The 5,581-nt window shown below is 73.1% G+C and carries 2 protein-coding genes and 1 pseudogene; all 3 read right to left on the bottom strand.

Features of this window, described 5'->3' with window-relative positions; translation table 11 throughout:
* The coding region (locus V8688_RS31010; RefSeq protein WP_342802287.1) for a type I polyketide synthase at positions 1 to 4,753 on the bottom strand (4,753 nt) is incomplete at its 3' end.
* 86 nt (positions 4,754 to 4,839) lie between these two features.
* A pseudogene (locus tag V8688_RS31015) lies at positions 4,840 to 5,028 on the bottom strand (polyketide synthase docking domain-containing protein); the annotation flags it as partial.
* Positions 5,029 to 5,052: 24 nt separating this feature from the next.
* Positions 5,053 to 5,581 (bottom strand): phosphopantetheine-binding protein (locus tag V8688_RS31020; RefSeq protein WP_342802288.1); only part of this gene is annotated, 529 nt, incomplete at its 5' end.

Here is a 5,581-nt window from a genome sequence, read left to right on the forward strand (position 1 = left end):
CGGCGGGGTCGGTCTCGCGGCGCAATGCCGCGGCGTCGAACCGGATCGGTGCCGGCCGCGCCTCGGTGTGCGCGAGCGCCTCGTCGAACAGACGCACGCCGTCGACGTCGGCGAGCGGGCTCAGGCCCAGCCGATCCCACCGCGCGAGGGCGGCCTCGTCCAGACCACCGGTCATCCCGCTGCCCTGGTTCCACGGCCCCCACGCCAGTGACGTGGCGGCCAGACCCGCGGTCCGTCGCCGCTGTGCCAGGGCGTCGAGGACGCCGTTCGCGGCGGCGTAGTTGCCCTGCCCGGCCGAGCCGAGCACCGTCGCGATCGAGGAGAACAGCACGAACGCCGCCAGAGTCCGGTCCCGGGTCAGCTCGTGCAGATGCCAGGCGCCGTCGACCTTGGGGGCCAGTACCCGGTCCACCTGGTCGTCGGTCAGCGTCGCCACCGTGCCGTCCGCGAGCACGCCCGCGGTGTGCACCACACCGGTCAGCCCGGTGCCGATGCTGTCGAGCAGGTCGCGCACCGCGTCCCGATCGGTCACATCGCAGGCGACGATCCGCGTCTGGGCGCCCAGGCGCGCCAGCTCGGCCACCAGGGCGGCGGCGCCCGCGGCCGCGGGGCCGCGACGGGAGGTCAGCACCAGGTCACCGACACCGTGCGCGGTGACGAGGTGGCGGGCGAACAGGGCGCCCAGCCCCCCGGTCCCGCCGGTGATCAACACGGTCCCGTCGCCGAAGGACACCGGTGCCGCGTCCGTGGTGGCCGCGCGCACCAGTCGCGGTGTCAGCAGCCGACCACCACGCACCGCGACCTGCGGTTCGCCGGAGCGCACCACGGCCGCGATCCGGTCCGCGTCGACAGGGGTGGCCGGGTCCTCGTCGACCAGGACGAACCGGTCCGGGTTCTCCGACTGCGCACTCCGCAGCAGGCCCCACAGCGCGGCCGCGGCGAGATCGGGTGTCTCACCGGTCAGTCCCGCGCCGCCGGTCGTCACGACGACCAGCCGGGTGTCGGACAGCCGGTCCTCGGCTAGCCAGCGTCGCAGCGTCGCCAAGGTGTCGCGGACGCTCGCCCGCACCGCTGCCGGGTCGTCGGAGACCTGTGCCCCGAGAGCCCGCCACACCACGACAGCCGGAACAGGTTCAGCCGCAGCGAGATCCGCGATCGAGGCGGCCGCGTGGAGCCCCGGGACAGCGGTGCCCGCGAGCGTGACCATCGCGGGCACGGGCGCCGGGCCCGCGCTGTCCGCCTGCTCCCATCGCACCTGGTACAGCTCGGCTTCGGCACCGGCGACCGTGCTCCGGAATTCCTTGACGTCGTAGGGACGCATCACCACCGCGTCGACCGAGACGATCGGTGCGCCTTCGGGATCGATCGCCGCGACGGAGATGGTCTCCGGCCCGGACGCGACCGCGATGACGCGCAGCGAGGTCACCGCCGCGGGCCAGGGCCCCGACTTGTGGAATCGCGCGCCGCCCCACCGGAACAGCAATCGGCCGGTGTCGGGATCGGGATTCCCCTCGTCCCAGAGCAATCGGGAGAACCCGGCGTGCATGACCATGTCCAGCAGGGCCGGATGCAGGTCGTGGCGGCCCGCCTCGGGTGCCGCGTCGAGGTTCAGGGCGATCTCGGAGAAGACCGTGTCGTCACGCTGCCACGCGGCGCGCACACCGAGGAAGGCGGGACCGTACTCGAGCCCGGCGTCCCGGGAGATCCGCGCCGGAAGTCCCGCGCTGTCCACGATGTCGGCGTCGGCGGGCGGCCAGTCCTCGTCGCGCAGGCGCTGCGCCAAGGCCGAGTCGCCGTCCCAGCGGGCGGCCAGCACGCCGGTGGCGTTGTGCACCCAGTCCGACTCCGGCGAGGTGCGGAAGTAGAACTCGAACGGGCGGCGCCCCGAGTCGTCGGCGGCCTGCACCAGGACCTGCAGCTCGATCTCGGTGTCGTCGGTCGGCAGGATCGGTGCCTGCAAGGTGAGTTCGTCGACGACCTCGCAACCGATCCGCGCCCCGGCGGCGAGCAGGAACTCGATCAGGGTCGCGCTCGGCACGACGACCACGCCGTAGGTCATATGATCGGCGATCCACGGATGGGTGCGCAGCGAGAGCCTGCCGGTGAGCAGCCACTCGTCGGTACCCGCCACCCCGACCACACCGGTCAGGATCGGATGATCCGACGCGCCCGCCGCAGCGCCCTGGTCCGGCTGTAGCCAGTAGCGCCGACGCTGGAAGGCGTAGGTGGGCAACGACATCCGTGGCACCGGCCGGCCCGCGAACAGCGGAGCCCACGTCACCGGCACACCCGCGACCTGCAATCGCGCCAGCGCCGTGACGAACTGCGCCACCTCGTCGGCGGACCGACGCGATGTCGCCGCCGCGGTCGCGACCGACTCGACCTCGGGAACCTCGGCCAGGCACTCCCGGGTCATCGCCGTGAGCACCGCGTCCGGGCCCAGCTCCACGAAGCGCCGCGCGCCCGCCGCGACCAGCGCGTCCACGCCCGGCGCGAACCGCACGCAGCCGCGCACCTGCCGCACCCAGTACTCCGGATCGGTCACCGCGGCGTCGGCGAGCGCACCGGACTCGTTCAACACGATCGGCACCCGCGGCGTCGCGTACGCGACGCCCTCGGCCACCGCGCGGAATTCGGCAAGCATCGGCTCCATGCGCGCCGAGTGGAAGGCATGGCTGACCCGCAACCGACTGGTCCGCACCCCGTCGGCGCCGAGCCGCCGCTCGATCTCCTCGATCGCGTCGGCCTCCCCGGACAACACCGACGACGTCGGCCCGTTCACCGCCGCGATCGACACCCGGTCACCGAGGCCGGCGACGATCTCGCCCGCCCGGTCGGCGGTGACCGCCGCCGCGAGCATCGCCCCACCCACGGGCAACGCGCCCATCAGCCGACCCCGCGCCGCCACCAGCGCGCACGCGTCCGGCAACGTCCACACCCCGGCGACGAACGCGGCCGCCAGCTCACCGATCGAGTGCCCGATCAGGAAATCCGGTGTCACACCGAAGGATTCGACCAGCCGGCACATCGCGACCTCGAAGGCGAACAGCGCGGGCTGGGTGAATTCGGTCCGGTCGAGCACGCCGTCGGTGTCGGTGAACATCACCTCGCGCAACGACCGCCCGAGCAGCGGATCGAATGCCGCGCAGAGCTCGTCGAGCGCCGCCGCGAACACCGGGAACGCCCGATACAGCTCCGCGCCCATACCGATTCGCTGCGCGCCCTGACCGGTGCACAGGAAGGCGGTGCGCTCCGGGGTGGCCTTCGCCTCGAGCACGCCGGGCGCGCCCGCCGCCAGCTCGGCCAGCCCGGCCAGCACGTCGTCGCGGTCGCGGCCGACGACCGCCCCCCGCCACTCCAGCAGCGCCCGCGAGGTCGTCAGCGCGTGCGCGACGTCGCGGACGTCCCGGTCGGGATCGTTGATCAGCCACTGCCGCAGGCGATCCGCCTGGGCGCGCAGGGCGTCGGGAGACTTGGCCGACAGCACCAGCGGAACGATCTCCGCCTCGGTGGGTGTCGCGAGTGGCTCGGTGTCGTCGACGACCGGCTCGGCGGGCGCCTCCTCGAGGATCAGGTGCGCGTTGGTGCCGCTGGCCCCGAACGAGGACACCCCCGCCCGCCGGGTCCGCTCCCCCGCAGGCCACGGCTCGTTGTCCCGCAACAGCCGCACCGTGCCCGCCGACCAATCCACATGCGGCGTCGGCGCGTCCACGTGCAGGGTCTTCGGCAGCACCTCGTGGCGCAGCGCCTGCACCATCTTGATCACGCCGCCGACGCCCGCCGCCGCCGAGGTGTGGCCGACGTTCGACTTGAGCGAGCCCAGCCGCAGCGGCGCACCCGCGCGCCGCGCGCCGTAGACGCTGATCAGCGCCCGTGCCTCGATCGGATCACCGAGCATCGTGCCGGTCCCGTGCGCCTCGACGGCGTCGATGTCGGTGGGCTCGAGCCCCGCGTTGGCCAACGCCTGCGCGATGACGCGCTCCTGGGACGGACCGTTCGGCGCGGTCAGGCCGTTGCTCGCGCCGTCCTGGTTGACCGCGCTGCCGCGCACCACCGCCAGCACGGGGTGGCCGAGCCGCCGCGCGTCCGACAGCCGCTCCAGCACCAGCACGCCGAGACCCTCGGAGAACCCGGTTCCGTCCGCCGCGGCCGCGAACGCCTTGCAGCGGGCGTCCGGGGACAGGGCCCGCTGCCGCGCGAACGCGATCAGCAGGGAGGGATCCGACATCACGGTGACGCCACCGGCCAGCGCGAGCGTGGCGTCGCCCTGACGCAGGGCCTGGCAGGCCAGATGCAGGGCCACCAGCGAGGACGAGCACGCGGTGTCGACCGAGATCGCCGGGCCCTTGAACCCGAACGAATAGGCGATCCGCCCGGACAGCACGCTGTTCGACACACCCAGGTAGGCATGGCCTTCCGTCTCGGCGCCGATGGTCGCCGAGCCGATGCGCGGACCGTAGTGCTGGTGGATGACACCGGCGAACACGCCGGTGTCGCTGCCGCGCAACGACACCGGGTCGATGCCCGCGTCCTCGAGCGCCTCCCAGGAGGCTTCGAGCATCAGCCGCTGCTGCGGGTCCATCGCGGCCGCCTCGCGCGGGCCGATCCCGAAGAACGCCGCGTCGAATTCGCCGACGGCGTCGAGGAATCCGCCGTCGCGCGTGTAGACGGTGCCCGGCGCGTCGGGGTCCTCGTCGAAGAGCCGGTCCAGGTCCCAGCCACGATCGGCCGGGTAGGCCCCGACCGCGTCCACCCCGTCGGGGGGGGCCCCCCCCCNTCCTCGTCGAAGAGCCGGTCCAGGTCCCAGCCACGATCGGCCGGGTAGGCCCCGACCGCGTCCACCCCGTCGGCGGTCACCCGCCACAGGTCCTCGGGTGACCGCACGCCGCCGGGGTACCGGCAGGCCATGCCGACGATGGCGATCGGCTCCTGCGACCGGTCGGTGAGCTCACGAAGCTGCTGCTTGGTCTCGTACAGCTCTTTCGCAGTCTTCTTGAGGTACCGGCGTAGCTCGTCGTTGTCGGCCATCGGTGGAACTCCTGCTCGTTCAGCTCAGCTGAGGTTGTCGATGAAGTCGAATAGCTCGCGGTCGTCGGCGGCATCGAGGCCGGCGATGTCGACCTCGCCGGGGTCTCTGCCTTCGAGCCTGCGCACCAGCGCGGCCAGCTTGTCGGCGATCCCGGACCGGTCGGCGGCGGACAGGTCGGCGGTGTCGAAGCTGCGGGCGAGCGCGTCGACCTCGTCGGTGATCCGCTGCGCGGGGTCGTCGACGGGGGCGATCTCCCGGCGGACGAATCCGGCCAGCGCTTCCGGGGTCGGGTAGTCGAACATGGCGGTCGCGGGCAACTGCAGGCCGACAGCGGTTTTCAGCCGGTTGCGGAATTCCATGACGCCGAGCGAGTCGAATCCGAGATCGCTGAACGGCTTGTCCGGGGCCGTCGCGTCCGCGCTCGCGTGACCGAGCACGGCCGCGGCCTGGGCGCGGATGACGTCGAGGACGAGCCGGTCCTGTTCGGCGACACCGCGGCCGAGCAGCCGCGCCGCCAACGACGCCGCGTCGTTCGACGCCGCCCGCGACACG

The organism is Nocardia sp. No.11 (genome assembly GCF_038752175.1).
GTDB classification, from domain to species: Bacteria; Actinomycetota; Actinomycetes; order Mycobacteriales; family Mycobacteriaceae; genus Nocardia; species Nocardia canadensis.